Genomic DNA, 26,130 nt, shown 5'->3' on the forward strand with positions numbered 1-26,130 from the left:
AGAGGTAGAACATGACTGTAACGACTTTTTCCGAACTTGAACTCGATGAAAGCCTGCTCAATGCACTTGAGAGCAAAGGCTTTACACGCCCGACCGCCATTCAGGCAGCGGCCATTCCGCCTGCGCTTGAGGGCCGCGATGTGCTCGGTTCTGCGCCAACCGGCACGGGGAAAACAGCAGCCTACTTGCTGCCTGTGTTGCAGCACCTGCTCGATTTTCCTCGTAAAAAATCAGGCCCGCCGCGTATTTTGATCCTGACGCCTACCCGTGAACTGGCTATGCAGGTTGCCGATCACGCACGCGAGCTGGCAGCGAATACCCATCTGGATATCGCAACAATCACCGGCGGCGTTGCGTATATGAACCACGCCGAAGTGTTCAGCGAAAACCAGGATATCGTCGTTGCGACGACAGGCCGTCTGCTGCAATACATTAAAGAAGAGAACTTTGACTGCCGCGCGGTAGAAACCCTGATTCTGGACGAAGCCGACCGTATGCTGGACATGGGCTTCGCGCAGGATATCGAACACATCGCCGGTGAAACGCGCTGGCGCAACCAGACAATGCTCTTCTCTGCCACCCTCGAAGGGGACGCGATCAAAGACTTCGCAGAGCGCCTGCTGGAAGATCCGGTGGAAGTGTCGGCAACGCCTTCTACCCGTGAACGCAAGAAGATCCACCAGTGGTACTATCGCGCGGACAACCTTGAGCACAAGGTTGAATTGCTCAAGCACCTGCTGAAGCAGGAAGAGGCCACCCGCACTATCGTCTTTGTGCGTAAGCGCGAGCGTGTGCATGAGCTGGCTGAAATGCTGCGTAATGCCGGGATTAACAACTGCTACCTCGAAGGCGAGATGGCACAGATCAAACGTACCGAAGGCATTAAGCGTCTGACCGATGGCCGCGTTAACGTGCTGGTGGCAACAGATGTTGCTGCTCGCGGGATTGACATTCCGGACGTCAGCCACGTGATCAACTTCGATATGCCGCGCAGCGGTGATACCTATCTGCACCGCATCGGCCGTACCGGCCGCGCCGGGCGTAAAGGTACAGCGATCTCCCTGGTTGAAGCGCACGACCATCTGCTGCTGCAGAAAATTGGTCGCTATATCGACGAGCCGCTGAAATCCCGCGTTGTCGATGGCCTGCGCCCAAGCACGCGTGCACCGAGTGAAAAAATGACGGGCAAACCGTCTAAAAAAGCACTGGCGAAACGTGCGGAGAGAAAAGAGAAAGAAAAAGAGAAGCCGCGCGTGAAGCAGCGTCATCGCGATACCAAGAATATTGGTAAACGCCGTAAGCCAAGCGGTACTGCGTCAGAAGCGAAAACTGAAGAGTAAAAAAAAGCCGGGAAATATCCCGGCTTTTTGTTCCACCCCCGTGGCTAAAAACCTTACAGGCTTTCAGTAAAGGTACGCGCGATAACGTCGCGCTGCTGTTCCGGGGTCAAGGAGTTGAAACGCACCGCGTAGCCAGACACACGAATAGTCAGCTGTGGGTATTTTTCAGGATGCTTAACCGCATCTTCCAGCGTTTCGCGACGCAGTACGTTCACGTTCAGATGCTGACCACCTTCAACACGCACTTCTGGTTTCACTTCCATTGGGATTTCGCGGTATTCAATTTCGCCCAGCTTATTAACTGGAACGATTTCATCTTCCGCAAAACCCGCTTTTGCTACCACACAGCGTGCTTCGTTTTTCTCGCTGTCCAGCAGCCAGAAAGAGTTGAGCAGATCGTCGTTTGCAGCTTTAGTAATCTGGATACCTGTAATCATGTGTTGCCTCCCTTAGGCTACATTAACTGGTGTCGGCCTTTCGCGGCCAATTGGTAAAACCATTGTTTCTTGTGTGTATATATATCATTCACACCCCAGTGATTTATTGATTTAAATCAACAAAATCACCAACCACACAAAGAGTGTGGTCTGGTTTTATTGTTTCAGATCAATTTCCCAGCCTTACCAATTCAAATCAATCTGTAATTTTTCAACCATAATTTAAGGAGTTAGGGCTAATTTCCGCATGGAATTTTGCACCGCAGGATTTAGCGGTTAAGCTAGGCGCAGAATGAGATTCGCAGGAGAGCGAGATGACGACACCGCTGACATGGCACGATGTGCTGGCAGAAGAGAAACAGCAGCCCTATTTTATCAACACTCTCAGTACCGTTGCGGCAGAGCGGCAGTCTGGCCAGACGATTTATCCGCCCCAGAAAGACGTATTTAACGCGTTTCGCTATACCGAACTGAGCGATGTCAAAGTCGTGATCCTGGGTCAGGATCCTTACCACGGCCCTGGTCAGGCTCATGGGCTGGCCTTCTCCGTGCGCCCGGGCGTGGCTATCCCCCCTTCTCTGCTGAACATGTATAAAGAGCTTGAAGGAACGATCCCCGGTTTTACCCGGCCCAATCATGGTTATCTGGAAAGCTGGGCGCGCCAGGGCGTGCTGTTACTGAATACTGTCTTAACCGTACGAGCAGGTCAGGCGCACTCTCACGCCAGCCTTGGGTGGGAAACCTTTACGGATAAAGTCATCAGCCTTATCAATGAACATCGTGAGGGGGTAGTGTTTTTACTCTGGGGATCGCATGCGCAGAAGAAAGGGGCGATTATTGACCGTCAGCGTCATCACGTGTTGAAAGCACCACACCCGTCTCCGCTGTCAGCCCATCGTGGTTTCTTTGGCTGTAATCATTTTGTTCTGGCGAATGAGTGGCTGGAAAAACGTGGCGAAACGCCGATTGACTGGATGCCCGTGTTACCGGCAGAAAGCGAGTAAGAAATGAATGTGCCGGGCTGGCCCGGCACATAAAGAGCTTATGCTTTGTTCTGACGCCACCACTCCGCCAGCAGTACGCCGGTCGCGACGGAAACGTTCAGACTTTCCACATTGCCCGTCCCGTCAATAGAGACGCTCAGATCCGCACTTGAGAGTGCCGCGTCTGACAGACCATCACGTTCCTGACCTAACACCAGCACCATCTTGCGCGGCAGCGTCGCTTTAAACAGCGGCGTACCGGCATGGCTGGAGGTCGTCACAATGGAATAGCCAGCTTTACGGAACTGCTCGATGGCATCCAGAACGCTGTCGCCGGTGATCGGCTGAACGTGCTCGGCACCGCCTTCCGCAGTACGGATCGCAGCACCGGATTCCAGCAGCGCAGCATCCTGCAGCAGTACTCCTTTAACGCCGAAGTGCGCGCAGCTGCGCATCATCGCACCCAGGTTGTGCGGGTTACCCACATCTTCCAGCGCCAGCACGCAGTCATCGGCACCGGCCTGGCTGACCCACTGTTGCACCGTTGTGCCGTTGCGTTTTTTGATCAGGAAGCAGACACCACCGTGGTGTTCGGTGCCTGACGCTTTCGTCAACTCAGCATCATCAACCACATGGTAGGCTTTACGGTTTGCCGCCATCCAGCGCAGGGCTTCTTTGAAGCGAGGGGTGACGCTCTGGATAAACCATGCACGAACGATACACTCAGGGCGGCTCTGGAACAGAGCCTGACAGGCGTTTTCGCCATACACGCGTGTCTCTTCCGCACGCTGACGGCGCAGCACTTCCGGATCGATAAAACTTTTACCGCTGATGCCGCCATGATCGGCTTTTTCAGGCGTCTCATCGCCAGGCGCGCGGGACACGGTACGCCATGGTGACGAACCCTCACGTGCAAAATCATCGCGTTTGCGATCGTCACGCTTGCGGTCATCACGTTTGCGGTCATCGCCGCGGTTGTTTCTGTCATCGCGGGCGGGGCGACGGCCACCGTCTGCACGAGAGGACGCCGGACGCCCGCCACCTTTTCCGGTACGCGGATTTTGGGTGCGTTTATCAGAGTCATCATCACTGCGGACATACATCACTTTGACCTTGCCGCTTTTATTTTTCATTTCGTCGTTCATGCTTTTCTCCACCAGCGCTGCGCGAAGCGCGCAGATTACCCGATGTGCAAGCGCATAGCCATAATTTCGTACAAAAGCCTGTGACTATTGTTCTCATTGAATAAAACGCATTGTCGTTTCAAACAGGCTCATTGATAATATGTAACATATTAGAAACATTATCGGCATACTGCCGCTGTCCCATGGTTCTATCAGAGGTTAGTTATGAATACCGTATGTGCCAACTGTCAGGCTCTTAACCGCATTCCGGACGCTCGGATCGAGGATGGTGCGAAATGCGGGCGTTGTGGCCATGAGTTGTTTGATGGCGATGTGATTAACGCTACAGGTGCTACGCTGGACAAACTCCTCAAGGACGATCTCCCGGTGGTTGTCGATTTCTGGGCACCATGGTGTGGCCCGTGCCGTAACTTCGCGCCAATCTTCGAAGATGTCGCCGAAGAGCGCAGCGGGAAGATGCGTTTTGTGAAGGTGAATACGGAGGCAGAACGCGAGCTCAGCGCCCGTTTTCGTATTCGTAGCATTCCGACCATCATGATTTTCAAAAATGGTGAAGTCATCGACATGCTCAACGGCGCAGTACCCAAAGCGCCTTTCGAGAGCTGGTTGAACGAGTCGCTGTAACATTCACGGGGCACATCTTGTGCCCCGTTCCCGCCTCTGCGAAAATGGGGTTTTTCCTGCCCTTTCGCCCATGACTGATAACGCTGTACTTCAATTACGCGCCGAACGCCTTGCCCGCGCGACTCGCCCTTTTCTCGCTCGTGGCAACCGCATCCGTCGCTGCCAGCGCTGCCTGCTGCCGTTAAAAGTGTGCCTGTGCGACACGCTGGAACCGGCCACGGCGGAAAGCCGTTTTTGCCTGGTCATGTTTGATACCGAACCGATGAAACCCAGCAATACGGGCCGTCTGATCGCCGATATTCTGCCTGATACGGCCGCGTTTCAGTGGTCGCGAACGGAGCCTCCTCAGGCCCTGCTCGACTTAGTGGCAAGCCCGGACTATCAGCCGATGGTCGTTTTCCCCGCCTCCTATGCAGGCGCCGACCGTCAGGTACTGTCAGCCCCACCATCCGGAAAACCACCGCTGTTTATTATGCTGGATGGCACCTGGACAGAAGCGCGGAAAATGTTCCGTAAAAGTCCTTACCTTGACGCGCTGCCGATCATTTCTGTCGACCTCTCTCGCGTATCGGCCTACCGCTTACGTGAAGCCCATGCCGAGGGACAATACTGCACCGCCGAAGTGGCGATCGCACTGCTGGATTTAGCGGGTGATACCGAGGCGGCTGCCGCGCTGGGCAGCCATTTCTCCCGTTTTCGCGAACGCTATCTGGCGGGAAAAACCGTTCATAAGGGCAGTGTCACAGCAACCGGGACAGAAAACGTTTAAAATCATCAGGTCGCTTGCATTCACAGGAGGCCTGCATGAGCCAGCGAGGGTTAGAAGCGCTACTACGTCCTAAATCCATAGCCGTTATCGGCGCATCAATGAAACCGGATCGCGCTGGCTATCTGATGATGCGCAACCTGCTGGCTGGCGGATTTAATGGCCCCGTTATGCCCGTTACACCGGCCTATAAGGCCGTTCAGGGGGTGCTTGCGTGGCCTGATGTGCAGAGCCTGCCTTTCGTACCCGATTTGGCCGTACTTTGTACAAATGCGAAACGTAACCCGGAACTGCTGGAATCGCTCGGCAAGAAAGGGTGTAAGACCTGCATTATCCTCTCATCTCCTCCTGAACAGCAGCCCGAGCTTCTGGCGTGCGCCAGCCGCTATCAAATGCGTATTCTCGGGCCGAACAGTCTGGGGCTGCTCGCCCCCTGGCAAGGACTGAATGCCAGCTTTTCTCCAGTGCCGATCCGTAAAGGCAAACTTGCTTTTATTTCGCAGTCGGCTGCGGTATCGAACACAATCCTTGACTGGGCGCAGCAGCGTGAGATGGGGTTCTCCTACTTCATCGCCCTGGGTGACAGCCTGGATATCGACGTGGATGAACTGCTGGATTTTCTGGCGCGTGACAGCAAAACCAGTGCGATCCTGCTTTATCTTGAACACCTCAGCGACGCCCGTCGTTTTGTGTCGGCATCGCGCAGCGCGTCACGTAATAAACCCATCCTGGTCATCAAGAGCGGACGCAGCCCTGCAGCACAGAGCCTGCTGCATTCCCACTCCGGGATGGATCCCGCCTGGGATGCGGCTATCCAGCGCGCGGGTTTACTGCGGGTACAGGACACGCACGAACTTTTTTCCGCCGTCGAGACGTTGAGTCATATGCGTCCGTTGCGCGGAGAGAAATTAATGATCGTCAGTAACGGCGCAGCTCCGGCGGCGCTGGCGCTGGACGAACTGTGGTTACGTAATGGCAAGCTGGCCACGCTCGGTGAAGAGACGCTTCAGCGCCTGAGAGAGGCTTTACCCATCAGCGTTGCCCCCGGGAACCCCCTTGATTTACGCGATGATGCCAGTAGCGAACGCTATATCAAAGCCATCTCTATTTTGCTGGATAGTCAGGATTTCGATGCGCTGATGATTATCCACTCCCCCAGCGCGGTCGCTCCTGGCAGTGAGAGCGCGCGAGCCCTCATTGAAGCAGTACGTAACCATCCGCGCGGTAAATACGTCACCCTGCTCACCAACTGGTGCGGTGAGTTCTCCTCTCAGGAGGCACGGCGACTGTTCAGCGAAGCGGGGTTGCCAACGTACCGCACCCCGGAAGGGACTATTACCGCCTTTATGCATATGGTGGAGTACCGTCGTAACCAGAAACAGTTACGTGAAACTCCAGCATTGCCCGGCAATCTGACGGCAAATTCCGTCGACGTTCACCGGCTGTTGCAACAGGCTATGGATGAAGGTGCGACATCGCTGGACACTCACGAAGTGCAACCCATTCTTGGTAGCTATGGGATGCAGACGCTGCCCACCTGGATCGCCAGCGACAGCGCGGAAGCGGTACATATTGCCGAACAGATAGGCTATCCAGTCGCCCTTAAGCTTCGCTCACCGGATATTCCCCACAAGTCCGATGTGCAGGGGGTAATGCTGTATCTTCGAACCGCGGCTGAAGTTCAGCAAGCGGCAGATGCTATTTTCGACCGCGTAAAAATGGCCTGGCCTCAGGCCAGAATCCACGGACTGCTGGTGCAAAGCATGGCGAACCGCGCGGGCGCACAGGAATTGCGGGTGGTTGTTGAGCACGATCCGGTTTTTGGCCCGCTCATCATGCTGGGAGAAGGTGGCGTGGAATGGCGCCCTGAAGAACAAGCCGTGGTGGCCTTACCGCCGCTGAACATGAACCTTGCTCGCTATCTGATTATTCAGGCCATCAAAAGCAAAAAAATCCGTGGCCGGAGCGCCCTGCGTCCGCTCGACATTGCGGGGTTAAGCCAGTTCCTGGTGCAGGTCTCTAACCTGATAGTCGATTGCGCGGAGATCCAGCGGCTGGACATTCATCCTCTGCTCGCCTCCGGCAATGAGTTCACGGCGCTGGACGTCACCCTGGATATCGCGCCATTCGAAGGCGACAGAGAGAGCCGTCTGGCGATCCGTCCTTATCCTCTGCAACTGGAAGAGTGGGTGGAGATGAAGAACGGTGAGCGTTCGCTGTTTCGCCCCATTTTGCCGGAAGACGAACCGCAACTGCGGACGTTTATCTCTCAGGTCACGAAAGAGGATCTTTACTATCGCTACTTCAGCGAAATCAACGAATTTACCCACGATGATTTAGCCAATATGACCCAGATCGACTACGATCGAGAAATGGCCTTTGTCGCCGTTCGTCGTTCCGAAAACGGTGATGAGATCCTTGGCGTGACGCGTGCTATTTCAGATCCGGATAACGTCGATGCGGAGTTTGCCGTACTGGTGCGCTCCGATCTTAAAGGCCTGGGCCTTGGGCGGCGGCTACTGGAAAAACTCATCAGTTATACGCGCGATCACGGATTGTTACGCCTGAATGGCATTACTATGCCAAACAATCGCGGTATGGTGACCCTGGCGCGAAAACTCGGTTTTGACGTTGATATTCAGCTGGACGAGGGGATTGTTGCCCTCTCCCTCACTCTGAAATCGCCGGATAAACCCGAGTAAGCTACTGGAAATGTTACCCACTTTGGACGGGACTGGTGGTATCATTGTCCGCTTATGTTGTTTGCATGGTACAGACAACCCTTCAATGAACAGAGAAGAAACGCACTGTGATGTTGTCAAAATTTAAGCGTAATAAACATCAACAACACCTTGCTCAACTACCGAAGATTTCTCAGTCAGTTGATGATGTAGAGTTCTTTTACGCTCCCGCTCATTTTCGGGAGACGCTTCTGGAAAAGATTGCCAGCGCCACGCGACGCATTTGCATTGTGGCACTCTATCTTGAACAAGATGAAGGTGGCCGCGCGATCCTGAATGCGCTCTACGAAGCCAAGCGTCAGCGTCCTGAACTGGATGTTCGCGTGCTGGTTGACTGGCACCGCGCTCAGCGTGGCCGTATTGGCGCTGCTGCTTCAAATACAAATGCAGACTGGTATTGCCGCACGGCGCAGGAAAATCCTGGCGTTGATGTCCCTGTTTACGGGGTGCCAGTGAATACCCGTGAAGCGCTTGGCGTACTCCATTTCAAAGGGTTCATCATCGATGACAGCGTGCTTTATAGTGGCGCGAGTCTGAATGATGTTTACCTTCATCAGCTCGATAAGTATCGCTACGACCGCTACCATCTGATCCGTAATTCGCAGATGGCCGACATCATGTTTAACTGGGTGGATAAGCATCTGGTACATGGCCGTGGTGTGAATCGCCTTGACGATCCTCATCGCCCGAAAAGCCCGGAAATCAAAAACGACGTTCGCGCGTTCCGCCAGGAGCTGCGCGATGCGGTTTATCATTTCCAGGGCGATGCAAACAACGAGGAGTTGTCCGTTACACCTCTGGTGGGCTTAGGCAAATCCAGCCTGCTGAACAAAACGATTTTCCATCTGATGCCGTGCGCGGAGCAGAAGCTCACTATCTGTACGCCGTACTTTAACCTTCCCGCCGTGCTGGTGCGCAATATCATTCAGCTGCTGCGCGACGGTAAAAAAGTGGAAATCATTGTCGGTGATAAAACGGCAAATGACTTTTTCATTCCTGAAGATCAACCCTTCAAAATCATCGGCGCCCTGCCCTACCTTTATGAGATTAACCTGCGTCGTTTCCTCAGTCGCTTACAGTATTACGTAAACACCGACCAGCTGGTGGTGCGTCTCTGGAAAGATGAAGATAACAGCTATCATCTCAAAGGAATGTGGGTTGATGATGAATGGATGCTGCTGACCGGCAACAACCTGAACCCTCGTGCCTGGCGTCTGGATCTGGAAAACGCGATTCTGATCCACGATCCACAACATGAGCTGGCCGCGCAGCGTGAACGTGAACTGGAACTTATTCGTACACATACGACGGTTGTTCGTCATTACCGCGAGCTACAGAGCATTGCCGATTATCCGGTGAAGGTTCGTAAGCTTATTCGCCGTTTGCGTCGCATCCGTATCGATCGTCTTATCAGCCGTATTCTGTAATATCCAGGCCCTGCCACCCGCAGGGCTTTTTTATGGAGCTGTTGATGCGTCTTCTTCTGTTAGTCATGACCCTCTGTTTAACCGGCTGTAGCCATATGGCGAACGATAGTTGGTCCGGCCAGGATAAAGCGCAACACTTCCTCGCATCCGCGATGTTGTCCGCTGCCGGTAATGAGTACGCCCAGCACCAGGGGTATAGCCGGGATCGTAGTGCGGCAATCGGCCTGATGTTCTCAGTCAGTCTTGGGGCATCTAAAGAATTATGGGATAGCCGCCCCTCAGGGAGCGGCTGGAGCTGGAAAGATTTTGCCTGGGATGTTGCCGGTGCCACGACCGGCTATGCCGTGTGGCAGATGGCGCATTATTAAAGACGAATACCTTTCCCTTTGCGATGCAGCATCAGGGATACGATAAAGGCCAGCGCCCCCATGATCGTCACATACCAGAAGAATGTCGTTTCGCTTCCCCATGATTTCAGGGACAGCGCAACGTACTCCGCCGAACCACCAAACAGGGCATTGGCGACCGCATAAGAAAGCCCTACTCCCAAAGCACGCACCTGTGCCGGGAACATCTCGGCCTTGAGTATTCCGCTGATCGAGGTGTAGAAACTCACAATCACCATCGCCAGCATCACCAGAGCAAATGCGGCATAAGGTGATGAGACGTGCTGAAGCGCGGTTAAAATGGGGACGGTACATAAGGCGGACATACCACCAAAAATCAACATCGATGTGCGACGGCCGATCTTATCTGAGAGCGCACCGATTAGCGGCTGTATCAGCATAAAGACGAACAGCGCGGCGGTCATGATGACGCTGGCGACGTTGGCGTGCATTCCCGTAGTATTCACCAGATACTTTTGCATGTAGGTGGTAAAAGTATAAAAACTGAGTGAACCACCGGCGGTGAAACCGAGAACCATCAGGAAAGCTTTGCGGTTTCGCCACAGTCCTTTAAACGATCCCGCTTCCTTCAGCGCCCTGACCTCTTTTTGCGAGGTTTCGTCTAACTGACGGCGCAGCCAAAGCGCCACGATCGCCAGTGCAGCTCCCATCGCGAAAGGAATTCGCCATCCCCATTCATGAAGCTGGCTGTCGGTGAGGATCTGCTGCAGGATCACGACAACCAGAATGGCCAGCAGTTGACCGCCGATGAGCGTGACATACTGGAAAGAGGCGTAAAAACCCTTCCGACCTTCAAGTGCAATTTCACTCATGTACGTGGCGCTGGTGCCGTACTCTCCCCCAACGGAGAGTCCCTGGAATAAACGAGCCAGCAATAAAAGGGCGGGCGCCCAGGTTCCAATAGCGTCATACCCCGGCAGACAGGCGATGATAAGGGAACCAAAACACATCATGCAGACCGAGATCAGCATGGAGGTTTTACGCCCACGACGGTCTGCGATACGGCCAAATAACCAGCCACCAATCGGTCGCATTAAGAATCCTGCTGCAAATACACCTGCCGTTTGCAGTAGCTGCGTTGTGGTGTTTCCTGACGGGAAGAAAATATGTGCGAAGTAAAGTGAACAGAATGAGTAGACGTAAAAGTCGAACCATTCAACCAGGTTACCGGATGAGGCACTAACAATTGCCCATACCCTTCTTCGGGTATCACTGGCAACCAGCGTCCCGTTCGATGTAATGCTTTCGGTCATTATGATTATACTCCTGCCATAAACAACGGCATGTTGAGCTCTGAAGGAACTCAATACCTTGTAAATTAAATGTTATTATTTTGTTATAAATAACATTGCGAGAGAGATCACAAATTTCGTTAGCAAGGTAAGTTCCGGAGAAAGCCCAGGAGGGGAATGGTGCGGTCTGGTGCCCTCTCCCGCAGGGTGAGGGAGAAAACAAAAGCAAAAAACCCCGCACCTTACGGTACGGGGTTCTTCTTATTTGATGCCTGGCAGTTCCCTACTCTCACATGGGGAGACCCCACACTACCATCGGCGCTACGGCGTTTCACTTCTGAGTTCGGCATGGGGTCAGGTGGGACCACCGCGCTAAAGCCGCCAGGCAAATTCTGTTAATCTGTATCAGGCTGAAAATCGTCTCTTCGCCAAAACATCTTCGGCGTTGTAAGGTTAAGCCTCACGGTTCATTAGTATCGGTTAGCTCAACGCATCGCTGCGCTTACACACCCGACCTATCAACGTCGTCGTCTTCAACGTTCCTTCAGGAGACTTTAAGTCTCAGGGAGAACTCATCTCGGGGCAAGTTTCGTGCTTAGATGCTTTCAGCACTTATCTCTTCCGCATTTAGCTACCGGGCAGTGCCATTGGCATGACAACCCGAACACCAGTGATGCGTCCACTCCGGTCCTCTCGTACTAGGAGCAGCCCCCCTCAATTCTCCAGCGCCCACGGCAGATAGGGACCGAACTGTCTCACGACGTTCTAAACCCAGCTCGCGTACCACTTTAAATGGCGAACAGCCATACCCTTGGGACCTACTTCAGCCCCAGGATGTGATGAGCCGACATCGAGGTGCCAAACACCGCCGTCGATATGAACTCTTGGGCGGTATCAGCCTGTTATCCCCGGAGTACCTTTTATCCGTTGAGCGATGGCCCTTCCATTCAGAACCACCGGATCACTATGACCTGCTTTCGCACCTGCTCGAGCCGTCACTCTCGCAGTCAAGCTAGCTTATGCCATTGCACTAACCTCCTGATGTCCGACCAGGATTAGCTAACCTTCGTGCTCCTCCGTTACTCTTTGGGAGGAGACCGCCCCAGTCAAACTACCCACCAGACACTGTCCGCAACCCGGATTACGGGTCTACGTTAGAACACCAGCCATTAAAGGGTGGTATTTCAAGGACGGCTCCACGCAGACTGGCGTCCACGCTTCAAAGCCTCCCACCTATCCTACACATCAAGGACCAGTGTTCAGTGTCAAGCTATAGTAAAGGTTCACGGGGTCTTTCCGTCTTGCCGCGGGTACACTGCATCTTCACAGCGAGTTCAATTTCACTGAGTCTCGGGTGGAGACAGCCTGGCCATCATTACGCCATTCGTGCAGGTCGGAACTTACCCGACAAGGAATTTCGCTACCTTAGGACCGTTATAGTTACGGCCGCCGTTTACCGGGGCTTCGATCAAGAGCTTCGCGTTACCGCTAACCCCATCAATTAACCTTCCGGCACCGGGCAGGCGTCACACCGTATACGTCCACTTTCGTGTTTGCACAGTGCTGTGTTTTTAATAAACAGTTGCAGCCAGCTGGTATCTTCGACTGATTTCAGCTCCACCCGCAGGGGCTTCACCTACATATCAGCGTGCCTTCTCCCGAAGTTACGGCACCATTTTGCCTAGTTCCTTCACCCGAGTTCTCTCAAGCGCCTTGGTATTCTCTACCTGACCACCTGTGTCGGTTTGGGGTACGATTTCGTGTTACCTGATGCTTAGAGGCTTTTCCTGGAAGCAGGGCATTTGTTACTTCAGCACCGTAGTGCCTCGTCATCACACCTCAGCGTTAAAAGGTACCGGATTTACCTGGAACCTCCGCCTACATGCTTAAACCGGGACAACCGTCGCCCGGCTAACATAGCCTTCTCCGTCCCCCCTTCGCAGTAACACCAAGTACAGGAATATTAACCTGTTTCCCATCGACTACGCCTTTCGGCCTCGCCTTAGGGGTCGACTCACCCTGCCCCGATTAACGTTGGACAGGAACCCTTGGTCTTCCGGCGAGCGGGCTTTTCACCCGCTTTATCGTTACTTATGTCAGCATTCGCACTTCTGATACCTCCAGCAACCCTCACAGGCCACCTTCAACGGCTTACAGAACGCTCCCCTACCCAACAACGCATAAGCGTCGCTGCCGCAGCTTCGGTGCATGGTTTAGCCCCGTTACATCTTCCGCGCAGGCCGACTCGACCAGTGAGCTATTACGCTTTCTTTAAATGATGGCTGCTTCTAAGCCAACATCCTGGCTGTCTGGGCCTTCCCACATCGTTTCCCACTTAACCATGACTTTGGGACCTTAGCTGGCGGTCTGGGTTGTTTCCCTCTTCACGACGGACGTTAGCACCCGCCGTGTGTCTCCCGTGATAACATTCTTCGGTATTCGTAGTTTGCATCGGGTTGGTAAGCCGGGATGGCCCCCTAGCCGAAACAGTGCTCTACCCCCGAAGATGAGTTCACGAGGCGCTACCTAAATAGCTTTCGGGGAGAACCAGCTATCTCCCGGTTTGATTGGCCTTTCACCCCCAGCCACAGGTCATCCGCTAATTTTTCAACATTAGTCGGTTCGGTCCTCCAGTTAGTGTTACCCAACCTTCAACCTGCCCATGGCTAGATCACCGGGTTTCGGGTCTATACCCTGCAACTTAACGCCCAGTTAAGACTCGGTTTCCCTTCGGCTCCCCTATACGGTTAACCTTGCTACAGAATATAAGTCGCTGACCCATTATACAAAAGGTACGCAGTCACACCCGAAGGTGCTCCCACTGCTTGTACGTACACGGTTTCAGGTTCTTTTTCACTCCCCTCGCCGGGGTTCTTTTCGCCTTTCCCTCACGGTACTGGTTCACTATCGGTCAGTCAGGAGTATTTAGCCTTGGAGGATGGTCCCCCCATATTCAGACAGGATACCACGTGTCCCGCCCTACTCTTCGAGTTCACAGCCTGTGCATTTTCGTGTACGGGACTTTCACCCTGTACCGTGCGACTTTCCAGACGCTTCCACTAACACACAAGCTGATTCAGACTCTGGGCTGCTCCCCGTTCGCTCGCCGCTACTGGGGGAATCTCGGTTGATTTCTTTTCCTCGGGGTACTTAGATGTTTCAGTTCCCCCGGTTCGCCTCGTTAACCTATGTATTCAGTTAACGATAGTGTGACGAATCACACTGGGTTTCCCCATTCGGACATCGCCGGGTCAAGGGTTCATATCACCTCGCCGGCGCTTTTCGCAGATTAGCACGTCCTTCATCGCCTCTGACTGCCAGGGCATCCACCGTGTACGCTTAGTCGCTTAACCTCACAACCCGAAGATGTTTCACTTCTGATTGCGAAAATTTGAGAGACTCGAACACACATAACATGTGTGTCGTTTCAATTTTCAGCTTGATCCAGATTTTTAAAGAGCAAATATCTCAAACATGACTCGCAAGTCAGTTTTGAGATATGACGGCAGGTGACTTTCACTCACGAACCAGCAAGTGGCGTCCCCTAGGGGATTCGAACCCCTGTTACCGCCGTGAAAGGGCGGTGTCCTGGGCCTCTAGACGAAGGGGACGTACAGTCTCAATCGCAAGACGCCTTGCTATTTACTTTTCATCAGACAATCTGTGTGAGCACTGCAAAGGCAGGTTCTTTAAGGTAAGGAGGTGATCCAACCGCAGGTTCCCCTACGGTTACCTTGTTACGACTTCACCCCAGTCATGAATCACAAAGTGGTAAGCGCCCTCCCGAAGGTTAAGCTACCTACTTCTTTTGCAACCCACTCCCATGGTGTGACGGGCGGTGTGTACAAGGCCCGGGAACGTATTCACCGTAGCATTCTGATCTACGATTACTAGCGATTCCGACTTCATGGAGTCGAGTTGCAGACTCCAATCCGGACTACGACGCACTTTATGAGGTCCGCTTGCTCTCGCGAGGTCGCTTCTCTTTGTATGCGCCATTGTAGCACGTGTGTAGCCCTGGTCGTAAGGGCCATGATGACTTGACGTCATCCCCACCTTCCTCCAGTTTATCACTGGCAGTCTCCTTTGAGTTCCCGGCCTAACCGCTGGCAACAAAGGATAAGGGTTGCGCTCGTTGCGGGACTTAACCCAACATTTCACAACACGAGCTGACGACAGCCATGCAGCACCTGTCTCACAGTTCCCGAAGGCACCAATCCATCTCTGGAAAGTTCTGTGGATGTCAAGACCAGGTAAGGTTCTTCGCGTTGCATCGAATTAAACCACATGCTCCACCGCTTGTGCGGGCCCCCGTCAATTCATTTGAGTTTTAACCTTGCGGCCGTACTCCCCAGGCGGTCGATTTAACGCGTTAGCTCCGGAAGCCACGCCTCAAGGGCACAACCTCCAAATCGACATCGTTTACGGCGTGGACTACCAGGGTATCTAATCCTGTTTGCTCCCCACGCTTTCGCACCTGAGCGTCAGTCTTTGTCCAGGGGGCCGCCTTCGCCACCGGTATTCCTCCAGATCTCTACGCATTTCACCGCTACACCTGGAATTCTACCCCCCTCTACAAGACTCCAGCCTGCCAGTTTCGAATGCAGTTCCCAGGTTGAGCCCGGGGATTTCACATCCGACTTGACAGACCGCCTGCGTGCGCTTTACGCCCAGTAATTCCGATTAACGCTTGCACCCTCCGTATTACCGCGGCTGCTGGCACGGAGTTAGCCGGTGCTTCTTCTGCGGGTAACGTCAATTGCTGCGGTTATTAACCACAACACCTTCCTCCCCGCTGAAAGTACTTTACAACCCGAAGGCCTTCTTCATACACGCGGCATGGCTGCATCAGGCTTGCGCCCATTGTGCAATATTCCCCACTGCTGCCTCCCGTAGGAGTCTGGACCGTGTCTCAGTTCCAGTGTGGCTGGTCATCCTCTCAGACCAGCTAGGGATCGTCGCCTAGGTGAGCCGTTACCCCACCTACTAGCTAATCCCATCTGGGCACATCTGATGGCAAGAGGCCCGAAGGTCCCCCTCTTTGGTCTTGCGACGTTATGCGGTATTAGCTACCGTTTCCAGTAGTTATCCCCCTCCATCAGGCAGTTTCCCAGACATTACTCACCCGTCCGCCACTCGTCACCCGAGAGCAAGCTCTCTGTGCTACCGTTCGACTTGCATGTGTTAGGCCTGCCGCCAGCGTTCAATCTGAGCCATGATCAAACTCTTCAATTTAAAAGTTTGATGCTCAATGAATTAAACTTCGTAATGAATTACGTGTTCACTCGTTGAGACTTGGTATTCATTTTTCGTCCGAGGACGTTAAGAATCCATGTCACTTTGAGTGCCCACACAGATTGTCTGATAAATTGTTAAAGAGCAGTGCCGCTTCGTTTTCGCTGCGGCGCGGGGTGTGCATATTACGCTTTCCCGCTTCAGAGTCAAGCGTTTAATTTGCTTTTCTCTGCTGACCCGGCGGCGTGTGTGCCGTTATTCCGTGTCAGTGGAGGCGCATTATAGGGAGTAATTCTGAAGCTGCAAGGATAAAGTGAAAATTATTTACTGACTGCTCACTTTCCAGGCAAATTACATCCCAGACCTCAATTCTGGACTGGTTTTTAAACAAAAACGAGCCGCAAGCGGCTCGTTTTTGCGTTTTGTGACTTACTGCACTGCCACAATTCGGTCGTCGTTGGCTTCCAGACGGATAACTTTGCCCGGAACCAGTTCGCCTGACAGTATCTGCTGCGCCAGCGGGTTTTCGATCTGCTGCTGGATAGCACGTTTCAACGGACGCGCCCCGTAAACCGGATCGTAACCATTTTCGCTCAGCAGTTTCAGCGCATCGTCAGAGATGTGAATTTCATATCCACGCTCTTCCAGACGTTTGTACAGACGCTGCAGCTGGATCTGTGCAATCGAAGCAATGTGTTTCTCACCCAGAGGATGGAATACCACCACTTCATCGATACGGTTGATGAACTCCGGACGGAAGTTATGGCTAACCACACCCAGAACCAGATCCTTCATATGGCTGTAATCCAGTTCACCGAAACGTTCCTGAATCAAATCGGAACCCAGGTTCGATGTCATGATCACGACCGTATTACGGAAATCCACCGTTCTCCCCTGCCCGTCGGTCAGACGACCATCATCCAGGACCTGAAGAAGAATATTGAACACATCCGGGTGCGCTTTTTCCACTTCGTCCAGCAGGATGACGGAATAAGGGCGACGGCGTACCGCTTCTGTCAGGTAACCTCCCTCTTCATAACCGACATATCCCGGAGGCGCACCCACCAGACGTGAAACGGAGTGTTTCTCCATAAACTCGGACATGTCGATACGCACCATCGCATCGTCGCTGTCGAACATAAAGTTAGCCAGCGCCTTACACAGCTCGGTTTTACCCACCCCGGTAGGGCCCAGGAACAGGAACGAACCAATCGGACGATTAGGATCAGACAATCCGGCGCGGCTACGACGGATGGCGTTGGAAACCGCTTCAACCGCCTCGTCCTGGCCAATCACGCGCTGATGCAGATCCTGCTCCATGCGCAGCAGTTTATCGCGTTCGCTTTCCATCATGCGTGCTACCGGAATACCGGTCCAGCGCGCCAGCACCTCTGCAATTTCCGCATCCGTTACTTTGTTACGTAACAGACGCATCGTTTTGCCTTCAGACTGCGTCGCAATCTCAAGCTGTTTCTCCAGCTCAGGGATTTTGCCGTACTGCAGCTCAGACATTCGCGCCAGGTCACCCACTCGACGCGCCTGCTCAATGGCAATTTTTGCCTGTTCAAGTTCAGCCTTAATGGTCTGAGTGCCAGAGAGTGACGCTTTCTCTGCCTTCCACTCTTCTTCTAACTCAGAATACTGGCGCTCTTTATCGTCCAGTTCCTCATTGAGCATATCGAGGCGTTTTTTACTGGCTTCATCAGACTCTTTCTTGAGTGCCTGCTGTTCCAGTTTGAGCTGAATAATACGACGGTCGAGTCTGTCCAACTCTTCCGGTTTCGAGTCTATCTGCATACGAATGCTGGATGCGGCCTCATCGATAAGGTCGATCGCTTTATCCGGTAACTGACGGTCGGCGATATAACGATGCGAAAGCGTCGCTGCCGCAACAATCGCCGGGTCAGTGATCTGCACATGGTGGTGCAGCTCATAACGTTCTTTCAGACCACGCAGGATCGCGATGGTATCTTCCACGCTTGGTTCCGCGACAAACACCTTCTGGAAACGACGTTCAAGTGCAGCATCTTTTTCGATGTACTGACGGTACTCGTCCAGCGTCGTGGCACCCACACAGTGAAGTTCACCGCGTGCCAGTGCAGGTTTCAGCATGTTCCCGGCATCCATCGCGCCGTCTGCTTTACCGGCACCGACCATGGTGTGCAACTCATCGATAAACAGAATGACATTGCCTTCTTGTTTTGCCAGATCGTTAAGCACCCCTTTCAGGCGCTCTTCGAATTCACCGCGATACTTCGCCCCGGCCACCAGCGCCCCCATATCCAGCGCCAGTACACGGCGGCCTTTCAGCCCTTCCGGTACTTCACCGTTTACAATACGCTGCGCCAGTCCTTCAACGATGGCGGTTTTACCAACACCCGGTTCACCAATCAGCACCGGGTTGTTTTTGGTACGGCGCTGCAGAACCTGAATAGTACGGCGAATTTCTTCATCACGGCCGATCACCGGGTCAAGTTTACCCTGCTCAGCACGCTCGGTCAGATCGACCGTAAATTTTTTCAAAGCCTGACGTTGGTCTTCGGCTCCCTGATCGTTCACGCTTTCACCCCCACGCATTTTCTCAATCGCCTGAGTCACATTGGCCGTGGTTGCGCCGGCAGTTTTCAGCAGGTCGGTCAAGGTACCGCGTGATTCAAGCGCCGCCAGAACAAACAGTTCCGACGAAATAAAGTTGTCCCCACGTTTTTGCGCCAGCTTGTCGCAAAGGTTCAGCACCCGCACCAGATCCTGGGACGGCTGAACGTCACCGCCGGTACCTTCTACCTGCGGTAAACGGCTCAGCGCCTGATCGATGGCAGTGCGTAACTGGCCAGCATTAATGCCAGCAGACGTTAATAATGGACGTACCGATCCCCCTTCCTGATTTAGCAAGGCGCTCATTAAATGAAGAGGTTCGATGAATTGGTTGTCGTGCCCCAGTGCAAGGGACTGGGCATCGGCGAGAGCAAGCTGGAATTTATTAGTAAGACGATCCAGACGCATAACTCCTCCCATAACAGGTCAAATTTGCTACTGGAGATTAAATGAGGTCATCCCTCAATTATTCAAGGTTAATGACCTGAATTATGTGAAAAGAAAACGGCACGTGCCGGATCGTCTTGATTCTTTAGGTTATATCAGCCAAATAAAACTTGCCATACGCCCCGTCGTCTTGTCGCGGCGATAAGAGAAGAAATCACCCTTTTCGGTGAACGTACAGCGGTCACCGCCGAAGATCTGCGTCACCTTGACATTATTCAGACGCTGACGTGCAAGCTGATAAATATCGGCCAGATATTTTTCCCCCACGGGTTCGAAAGCGTTAACGGCTTGCGGAGCTTTTGCCATAAACGCTTCACGAACCTCTGGGCCCACCTCGAATGCCTGAGGACCAATTGCCGGGCCAAGCCAGGCAATGATATTTGCAGGATCGTCTTTGAAGCAGGCGACGGTCTCTTCCAGCACGCCTTCACACAGACCACGCCAGCCCGCATGAGCAGCCGCAACCTCGGTACCCGCACGGTTACAAAACAGCACCGGCAGACAATCGGCTGTCATCACCGCGCATACTGCTCCCGGCGTATCGCTGTAGGAGGCATCGGCACGTTTAGACGCGTAGGGTTCTCCCGTCAACTTCAGCACGGCTTTACCGTGAACCTGCTCAAGCCACACCGGTTTAGACGGTAAGTTGCCCGCAGCAAACAGCCGCGAGCGGTTTTCTTCAACGTGTTCCAGGTTGTCGCCGCAGTGTGCGCCAAGGTTCAAAGACGCCCACGCCCCCTGGCTTACCCCGCCAATGCGGGTTGAACTGCAGGCAGCCACACCTTCAGGCAGTGGCCACTCCGGAACAATCAGTTTGGTCATAACCAGTCCACTTGATCTTTGTGTTCTTCAAAATCCGCGCGCATGGCGTCAATAAGCTCCACCATATCCTGCGGGATCGGCGCATGCCATTCCATTTGAATCCCTGAAATAGGGTGATAAAGGCGCAGCATGGTGGCGTGCAGCGCCTGACGATCAAACTTGCGCAGTACGCTGATGAACTCGTCCGATGCCCCTTTTGGCGGACGCGGACGACCACCGTAAACCTGATCCCCCACCAGCGGATGGGTGATGTGCGCCATATGCACGCGGATCTGGTGGGTACGACCGGTCTCCAGACGCAGACGCAGACGCGTATGAATGCGGAAATGTTCCATAATGCGATAGTGCGTTACCGCCGGTTTACCCATCGGATGCACCGACATATGAGTACGTTTGGTAGGGTGACGGCTGATCGGCTCATCAACCGTACCGCCAGCAGTCATATGGCCAATAGCCACGGCTTCATATTCGCGGGTGATCTCACGCAGCTGCAGTGATTCCACCAGGCGAGTCTGGGCAGGTACGGTCTTTGCCACCACCATCAGACCGGTGGTGTCTTTATCCAGACGATGCACGATACCGGCACGCGGTACATCAGCAATCGGCGGATAATAATGGAGAAGTGCGTTAAGTACCGTACCGTCAGGATTCCCCGCTCCCGGATGAACAACCAGGTCGCGCGGCTTGTTAATCACCAGAATGTCATCATCTTCATAGACGATGTCCAGTGGGATATCCTGTGGCTCGAAGCGGATTTCCTCTTCGATTTCAGCATTGATGGCGACAGCTTCCCCACCTAACACTTTCTCTTTCGGTTTGTCCCAGACTTTACCGTTTACCAGCACGCGCTGGTCAAGAATCCATTCTTTTATGCGTGAACGCGAATAATCAGGGAACAATTCGGCCAAAGCTTGATCTAAGCGTTGACCGAGCTGATTTTCGGAGACTGTTGCGGTGAGTTCTACTCGTTGTGCCATAAACTGCTTCTTCGTTTAACGTTGGGTTTTACGGCTTTGCCGTTTAATATAGTGTGCTATTGTAGCTGGTCTTAATCGGGAGCAGGAACAGAGTTTCTCCCGGACAAACATTTGAGGAAAGTCAAAACGTCATGACGCGCATGAAATATCTGGTGGCAGCGGCCACGTTGAGCCTGGCTTTGGTGGGCTGCTCCGGTTCAAATGAACAGGTCCCTGACAATCCGCCGAATGAAATCTATGCGACTGCACAACAAAAGTTGCAGGACGGTAACTGGAAACAGGCGATAACGCAACTGGAAGCGTTGGATAATCGCTATCCATTTGGTCCGTATTCGCAGCAGGTACAGTTAGATCTCATCTACGCATACTATAAAAATGCCGATCTGCCGCTGGCTCAGGCAACCATCGATCGTTTCATGCGTCTGAACCCGACTCATCCTAACATCGACTATGTAATGTACATGCGCGGTCTTACCAACATGGCGCTGGATGACAGTGCCCTGCAGGGCTTCTTCGGTGTGGATCGCTCCGACCGTGACCCGCAGCATGCGCGTGATGCGTTCAACGACTTTTCCAAACTGGTGCGCGGCTATCCGAACAGCCAGTACGTAACCGACGCCACCAAACGTCTGGTGTTCCTGAAAGACCGTCTGGCGAAATACGAATACTCGGTTGCTGAATACTACACCCGCCGTGGCGCATGGGTTGCCGTGGTTAACCGTGTAGAAGGAATGCTGCGTGATTATCCGGATACGCAGGCGACCCGCGACGGCCTGAAGCTGATGGAGAATGCTTACCGCCAGATGCAGATGACCGCACAGGCAGACAAGGTAGCAAAAATCATCGCCGCGAACAGCAGCAACACCTGATAGCGACGTCAAAGCAAAACGGCAGCCCGCGGGCTGCCGTTTTTTTATTCATTTCAGACAAAGCTGAAGCGGTTTAGCTTCAACACATCCTATCAACTATGACCGCAATTTTTGCCTTCGACAAGGTAAATCTCACCTCTTCCTGCCCTGCCTCACAAAAAAGATTCCCTGACAAAAACCGACAAAATAACGTGATCTAAATCACACATTTTGACATTAGGACAGGTATGCTGGAATCACCAAGACGGAAAGACAAGAGGTAAAATTTATGACAATGAACATTACCAGCAAACAAATGGAAATTACCCCGGCAATTCGCCAGCACGTCGCAGACCGTCTCGCCAAACTGGATAAATGGCAAACACACTTGATTAATCCACATATCATCCTGTCTAAGGAGCCGCAGGGTTTCATCGCTGACGCAACTATCAATACTCCAAACGGCCATCTGGTCGCCAGCGCAAAACACGAGGATATGTACACCGCTATTAACGATTTGATCAACAAGCTGGAACGGCAGCTCAATAAAGTGCAGCACAAAGGTGAAGCCCGTCGCGCCACGACCTCGGTGAAAGACGCCAGCTTCGCGGAAGAAGTTGAAGAAGAGTAATCCTTTAAATTGAGTTTACCGCCAACGCGCCTTCGGGCGCGTTTTTTATTGACAGGGTGAAAACAGTACGGGTACTTTAACGTTATCAACCACAGGATGATTTCATGAAACTGACGCCGTTTTTCTTCGCATTCTTTTTTACCTTCCCCTGAACGGGAGGCGTTTCGTCGTGTGATAAAGAATGCGAAGACGAACAACAAGGCCTCCCACACCGGGAGGCCTTTTTTATTGATAACGATAAAACGAGACAGACAACACTATGACACCGGAAAACCCGTTACTGGATCTGCGAGTAAAAATCAGCGCGCTGGATGAAAAATTACTGGCACTTCTGGCTGAACGCCGCGCGCTCGCCATCGAAGTGGGTAAAGCCAAACTGGACTCCCACCGTCCGGTACGTGATATCGACCGCGAACGCGACCTGCTGGAACGTCTGATTCAACTCGGCAAAGCCCATGACCTTGACGCACATTACATCACCCGTTTGTTCCAGCTCATCATCGAAGACTCTGTTCTGACCCAGCAAGCGCTGTTGCAGCAGCATCTGAATAAAACCAACCCGCACTCTGCCCGCATCGCGTTTCTTGGCCCTAAGGGCTCCTACTCCCATCTGGCTGCCCGCCAGTACGCTGCACGTCATTTTGAAGAGTTCATTGAGAGCGGCTGCGCAAAGTTCGCCGATATTTTCAATCAGGTGGAAACCGGCCAGGCGGATTACGCCGTCGTGCCGATTGAGAACACCAGTTCCGGTGCCATCAACGACGTGTACGATCTGCTGCAACACACCAGCCTGTCGCTGGTTGGGGAGCTGACAATCCCTATCGATCACTGCGTGCTGGTCTCTGGCTCAACCGATTTGAGCACCATCGAGACGGTCTATAGCCATCCGCAGCCGTTCCAGCAGTGCAGTCAGTTCCTCAACCGTTATCCGAACTGGAAAATTGAGTACACCGAAAGCACCTCCGCGGCGATGGAAAAAGTCGCCCAGGCAAACTCCCCCACCGTCGCGGCGCTGGGCAGCGAGGCGGGCGGTGCGCTGTATGGTCTCCAGGTTCTGGAACGTAACCTGGCAAACCAGACGCAAAACATTACCCGCTTCATCGTGCTGGCACGCAAAGCCATTAATGTCTCTGATCAGGTGCCCGCCAAAACTACCCTGTTGATGGCAACCGGGCAGCAGGCAGGCGCACTGGTTGAAGCGCTGCTGGTACTGCGTAACCACAATCTGATCATGACCCGGCTCGAATCGCGCCCGATTCACGGCAATCCGTGGGAAGAGATGTTCTATCTCGACATTCAGGCCAACCTGGAATCACCGTCCATGCAGAAAGCCCTGCGTGAACTGAGCGAAATCACCCGTTCAATGAAGGTGCTGGGCTGTTATCCGAGCGAAAACGTGGTACCGGTTGACCCAAGCTAACGTTCGATAAACCGGCTTTTCTTCATCCCTGCCACACTGACCGGCAGGGTGAAGATAGCGCCGGAGAGGGGATATTGTGCCACCTCCTGCGCATCCATATTTTCCCGTGTGGTCGTGATAAACAGCGTTTTCATATCGTCACCGCCAAAGCAGACCATCGTTGGGCAACGGACCGGCATTCGGTACTCTTCCAGTTGCTCTCCCTGAGGTGAAAAGCGCGCGATGCGCCAGCCATCAAACAGCGCACTCCAGTAACAGCCTTCCACGTCCATCGCGGCACCGTCAGGTATCCCTTCGCCGTCGTTGAACCGGCGGAATACATCCCTTTTACCGGGTTCCCCCTGCTCATCCAGTGGGGTACGGTAGATAACGCCGTTTGGCGTATCAGAAGTAAACATCCACCGCTGGTCGGGGCTGAATGCCAGACCATTATGGCCATGAATGTCGCACTGGATAACTTTTGGCGTCAGATCGTTATCAATGCGCATCAGCAGCGCCCCGTTGTAATCACCCGGTGCCCAGAAGGTCCCGGCGTAGAACTGGCCCCGGTGATCGGTTCCCCCATCATTGAAACGCGCAAGCTGCGGATTCGACGGGTTATCACAGACTTTGCGCTGCAGCAGGCCGTGTTTATCGGAAAGCCAGATGCCGCTTCGCATCGCGACGATAAAGCCGCCACGTTCGCGCAGGGCGAAACACCCCACCTCTTCGTGGAAAGAGAGCACGGTGTGTTCCGCCGTGGGTAAATGATAACGGTGGATCTCACCTTCAAGAATATCCGCCCAGTAAAGCGCATTTTCCTCTGCACTCCACGTCGGGCATTCGGGCAGATGCCCGGTGTAGTTCAACAGCAGCTGCGGTTCGGCCATGACAGTTCCCCAAAATGAAAAAAGCCAGCAATGCTGGCTTTCAGTATATACATCATCGCATTACTGGCGACTGTCATTTGCCTGACGCAACAGCGTGCGGCTCTCGCTCTGGAAACGTTGCGCGTAATCGCCAAACCAGTGTTCGACCTTACGGAAGCTGTCGATAAACGCCTGCTTGTCGCCGTGCTCCAGCAGCGTAATGGCTTCGCCAAATCGCTGGTAGTAACGCTTAATCAGTGCCAGGTTGTTCTCAGACGACATAATAATGTCGGCGTAAAGCTGGGGATCCTGAGCAAACAGACGCCCCACCATCGCCAGCTCCAGACGATAGATAGGCGAAGAGAGTGCCAATAACTGCTCAAGCTGCACATTCTCTTCCGCCAGATGCAGCCCATAGGCAAAGGTCGCAAAGTGGCGCAGCGCCTGGATGAACGCCATGTTCTGATCGTGTTCAACCGCGCTAATGCGGTGCAGCCGCGCGCCCCAAACCTGAATCTGTTCCAGGAACCACTGGTAGGCTTCCGGCTGACGACCATCGCAGTAGACCACCACCTGTTTCGCCAGGCTGCCACTGTCCGGGCCAAACATAGGATGCAGCCCCAGGACCGGCCCCGTATGCGCAGCAAGCATTGCCTGCAGCGGACCATTTTTCACGGATGCCAAGTCCACCAGGATGCAATCTGCCGGCAGCGGAGGAAGCTTAGCAATGATCTGCTCCGTCACGTGAATCGGCACGCTGACAATGACCATTCCGGCATCTTTCATCAGCTCCGGCGCTTTTGCCCAGTCCTCTTTTTCCAGGATACGCACCTGATAGCCAGACAGGGTCAGCATTTTTTCAAACAGCCGCCCCATCTGACCCGCCCCGCCCACAATAACGACCGGGCGCAGGGACGGGCAAAGGGTTTTGAAGCCTTTATCGTTTTCGCTGGAGTAGGACTCCCGCATCACACGACGCAAAACATCTTCAATCAAATCCGGCGAGACGCCCAGCGCCTGGGCCTCTTTACGACGGGAAGCCAGCATGGAGGCCTCGCGCTCCGGAACGTAAATCGGCAGGCCATATTTGCTTTTGACCTCACCCACCTCGGCAACCAGCGCCATACGGCGTGCTAACAGATCCAGCAGCGCCTTATCCACTTCATCAATTTGATCGCGTAATGCGGTCAATTCAGCAACCATAC

Annotated in this window: 19 protein-coding genes, 1 tRNA gene, 3 rRNA genes and 1 other annotated feature; of the genes, 11 read left to right on the forward strand and 12 right to left on the reverse strand. The window is 53.5% G+C overall.

Translation table 11 applies throughout. The annotated features are described in order from the left end of the window. The first annotated feature begins 11 nt into the window (after positions 1–11). The gene (srmB, locus tag ACQG22_RS17545; protein ID WP_058678281.1) at positions 12–1,340 is read left to right on the forward strand and encodes an ATP-dependent RNA helicase SrmB; all 1,329 of its coding nucleotides are present in this window, start codon (positions 12–14) and stop codon (positions 1,338–1,340) included. 53 nt (positions 1,341–1,393) lie between these two features. Here srmB and grcA read toward each other — a convergent pair whose 3' ends face one another. Then, positions 1,394–1,777 carry an autonomous glycyl radical cofactor GrcA gene (grcA, locus tag ACQG22_RS17550; protein WP_013098327.1) on the reverse strand — a complete coding sequence of 128 codons (384 nt, stop codon included), beginning with the start codon at positions 1,775–1,777 and terminating at the stop codon, positions 1,394–1,396. A 314-nt stretch (positions 1,778–2,091) separates the two neighbouring features. Here grcA and ung point away from each other — a divergent pair, with 314 nt between their 5' ends. Then, a complete protein-coding gene (gene ung / locus ACQG22_RS17555; protein ID WP_029882221.1) occupies positions 2,092–2,781 on the forward strand; it encodes a uracil-DNA glycosylase in 690 nt (229 codons plus the stop codon). A 38-nt stretch (positions 2,782–2,819) separates the two neighbouring features. Here the strand turns inward: ung and ACQG22_RS17560 are convergent, their stop codons facing one another. Next, positions 2,820–3,905: a tRNA/rRNA methyltransferase gene (locus tag ACQG22_RS17560; RefSeq protein ID WP_023620103.1), complete on the reverse strand. Its 1,086-nt coding sequence runs from the start codon at positions 3,903–3,905 to the stop codon at positions 2,820–2,822. 204 nt (positions 3,906–4,109) lie between these two features. Between ACQG22_RS17560 and trxC the strand changes: the two genes are divergently transcribed. The 5 genes from trxC to ACQG22_RS17585 all read left to right on the forward strand — a co-directional run bounded on the left by trxC (position 4,110) and on the right by ACQG22_RS17585 (position 9,831). After that, on the forward strand, positions 4,110–4,529 hold the full coding sequence (gene trxC, locus ACQG22_RS17565) for a thioredoxin TrxC (RefSeq protein ID WP_058678282.1): 420 nt from the start codon (positions 4,110–4,112) through the stop codon (positions 4,527–4,529). A 70-nt stretch (positions 4,530–4,599) separates the two neighbouring features. Continuing rightward, positions 4,600–5,298, forward strand: coding sequence for a tRNA-uridine aminocarboxypropyltransferase (gene tapT / locus ACQG22_RS17570; RefSeq protein ID WP_058678283.1), 699 nt, complete (start codon positions 4,600–4,602; stop codon positions 5,296–5,298). A 35-nt stretch (positions 5,299–5,333) separates the two neighbouring features. Further along, positions 5,334–7,997, forward strand: a complete 2,664-nt coding sequence (locus ACQG22_RS17575) for a bifunctional acetate--CoA ligase family protein/GNAT family N-acetyltransferase (RefSeq protein WP_102752286.1) — start codon at positions 5,334–5,336, stop codon at positions 7,995–7,997. Between the two features lie 110 nt (positions 7,998–8,107). Continuing rightward, positions 8,108–9,463, forward strand: coding sequence for a CDP-diacylglycerol--serine O-phosphatidyltransferase (gene pssA / locus ACQG22_RS17580; RefSeq protein WP_029882218.1), 1,356 nt, complete (start codon positions 8,108–8,110; stop codon positions 9,461–9,463). A 44-nt stretch (positions 9,464–9,507) separates the two neighbouring features. Next, positions 9,508–9,831 carry a YfiM family lipoprotein gene (locus tag ACQG22_RS17585; protein WP_020685902.1) on the forward strand — a complete coding sequence of 108 codons (324 nt, stop codon included), beginning with the start codon at positions 9,508–9,510 and terminating at the stop codon, positions 9,829–9,831. Here the strand turns inward: ACQG22_RS17585 and ACQG22_RS17590 are convergent. From ACQG22_RS17590 to rluD, 8 genes are all read right to left on the reverse strand, one after another. Beyond that, entirely contained in the window at positions 9,828–11,123 is a 1,296-nt protein-coding gene (locus ACQG22_RS17590; protein WP_013098335.1) for an MFS transporter, read from the reverse strand. The genes ACQG22_RS17585 and ACQG22_RS17590 overlap by 4 nt on opposite strands. 249 nt (positions 11,124–11,372) lie before the next feature. Further along, a 5S ribosomal RNA gene (gene rrf, locus ACQG22_RS17595) occupies positions 11,373–11,488 on the reverse strand. 63 nt (positions 11,489–11,551) lie between these two features. After that, a 23S ribosomal RNA gene (locus ACQG22_RS17600) occupies positions 11,552–14,455 on the reverse strand. Between the two features lie 182 nt (positions 14,456–14,637). Further along, positions 14,638–14,713: transfer RNA gene (locus ACQG22_RS17605), tRNA-Glu, on the reverse strand. Between the two features lie 84 nt (positions 14,714–14,797). Next, positions 14,798–16,337 (reverse strand): 16S ribosomal RNA (locus tag ACQG22_RS17610). The 16S, 23S and 5S rRNA genes sit together here with 1 tRNA gene alongside, the layout of an rRNA operon. 429 nt (positions 16,338–16,766) lie before the next feature. Beyond that, entirely contained in the window at positions 16,767–19,340 is a 2,574-nt protein-coding gene (gene clpB, locus ACQG22_RS17615) for an ATP-dependent chaperone ClpB (protein WP_013098336.1), read from the reverse strand. A 129-nt stretch (positions 19,341–19,469) separates the two neighbouring features. After that, complete coding sequence (gene yfiH, locus ACQG22_RS17620; RefSeq protein ID WP_102752721.1) at positions 19,470–20,201, reverse strand: purine nucleoside phosphorylase YfiH; 732 nt, start codon at positions 20,199–20,201, stop codon at positions 19,470–19,472. Next, positions 20,198–21,178 (reverse strand): 23S rRNA pseudouridine(1911/1915/1917) synthase RluD, encoded by a 981-nt coding sequence (gene rluD, locus ACQG22_RS17625; protein WP_029882082.1) that lies wholly within the window; start codon positions 21,176–21,178, stop codon positions 20,198–20,200. Before rluD ends, yfiH begins: the two co-directional genes overlap by 4 nt. A gap of 131 nt (positions 21,179–21,309) precedes the next feature. Here rluD and bamD point away from each other — a divergent pair, with 131 nt between their 5' ends. From bamD to pheA, 4 genes are all read left to right on the forward strand, one after another. Then, a complete protein-coding gene (gene bamD, locus ACQG22_RS17630; RefSeq protein WP_013098339.1) occupies positions 21,310–22,047 on the forward strand; it encodes an outer membrane protein assembly factor BamD in 738 nt (245 codons plus the stop codon). A 268-nt stretch (positions 22,048–22,315) separates the two neighbouring features. Continuing rightward, positions 22,316–22,657, forward strand: a complete 342-nt coding sequence (raiA, locus tag ACQG22_RS17635; RefSeq protein ID WP_008502470.1) for a ribosome-associated translation inhibitor RaiA — start codon at positions 22,316–22,318, stop codon at positions 22,655–22,657. A gap of 103 nt (positions 22,658–22,760) precedes the next feature. After that, positions 22,761–22,886, forward strand: a sequence feature (Phe leader region). After that, positions 22,762–22,809 carry a pheA operon leader peptide PheL gene (pheL, locus tag ACQG22_RS17640; protein WP_100249759.1) on the forward strand — a complete coding sequence of 16 codons (48 nt, stop codon included), beginning with the start codon at positions 22,762–22,764 and terminating at the stop codon, positions 22,807–22,809. It overlaps the preceding feature by 48 nt. Before the next feature lie 30 nt (positions 22,887–22,916). Beyond that, positions 22,917–24,077 (forward strand): bifunctional chorismate mutase/prephenate dehydratase, encoded by a 1,161-nt coding sequence (gene pheA, locus ACQG22_RS17645; RefSeq protein ID WP_369706996.1) that lies wholly within the window; start codon positions 22,917–22,919, stop codon positions 24,075–24,077. Here the strand turns inward: pheA and ACQG22_RS17650 are convergent. Continuing rightward, positions 24,074–24,946 (reverse strand): SMP-30/gluconolactonase/LRE family protein, encoded by an 873-nt coding sequence (locus ACQG22_RS17650; RefSeq protein ID WP_335276969.1) that lies wholly within the window; start codon positions 24,944–24,946, stop codon positions 24,074–24,076. The two genes, pheA and ACQG22_RS17650, sit on opposite strands and share 4 nt — an antisense overlap. A gap of 60 nt (positions 24,947–25,006) precedes the next feature. Further along, positions 25,007–26,128, reverse strand: a complete 1,122-nt coding sequence (gene tyrA / locus ACQG22_RS17655; RefSeq protein WP_013098342.1) for a bifunctional chorismate mutase/prephenate dehydrogenase — start codon at positions 26,126–26,128, stop codon at positions 25,007–25,009. Positions 26,129–26,130 lie beyond the last annotated feature (2 nt).

Source organism: Enterobacter cloacae complex sp. 309I3, from assembly GCF_050031595.1.
Taxonomy (GTDB): domain Bacteria; phylum Pseudomonadota; class Gammaproteobacteria; order Enterobacterales; family Enterobacteriaceae; genus Enterobacter; species Enterobacter cloacae.